General features: G+C 79.7%; 1 protein-coding gene. It reads right to left on the minus strand.

Features of this window, described 5'->3' with window-relative positions; translation table 11 throughout:
- Positions 1-423, minus strand: a 423-nt coding sequence (locus D7Y04_RS42920; protein WP_233601871.1) for a helix-turn-helix transcriptional regulator, incomplete at both ends; no start/stop codon positions are given.

Consider the following 423-nt stretch of genomic DNA (forward strand, 5'->3'; position numbering starts at 1 on the left):
GTCTTCACCGTGGGCAGCGACACACCCAGCGCGGTGGCCACCTCCTGGTTTCCCAGGCCCCCGGCCACGAGGCGCAGCACCTCCAGCTCGCGCGCCGTGAGGGCCAGCCCCGTGTCCGGCACAGCCACGCCGCGCCCGGCGCTCAGCGGGGCGAGGGCGCCGGCGAGCAGCTCCGCTCCCGGCGCGCGGCTGCCGCGCTCCAGCGCGAGCCGCAGCACCGGCAGCAGGCCAGGCCCCTCCAGGCAGAGCATCCCCGGGATGCCCAGCGCCGCGTGCGCGGTGAGCGCCGCCTCCAGCGCGTGCAGGGCCTCCGCGCCGCGGCCGGCCTCCAGCTGGGCCCGGGCGAGCAGCGCGCGCGCGTCCCCGAAGACGAGCGAGAGCGGTGTGCGTCCCTGCAGCGCGACGGCCTCGCGCGCGTGGCGC

Source organism: Corallococcus sp. AB038B (assembly GCF_003668955.1).
Lineage (GTDB): Bacteria > Myxococcota > Myxococcia > Myxococcales > Myxococcaceae > Corallococcus > Corallococcus exiguus.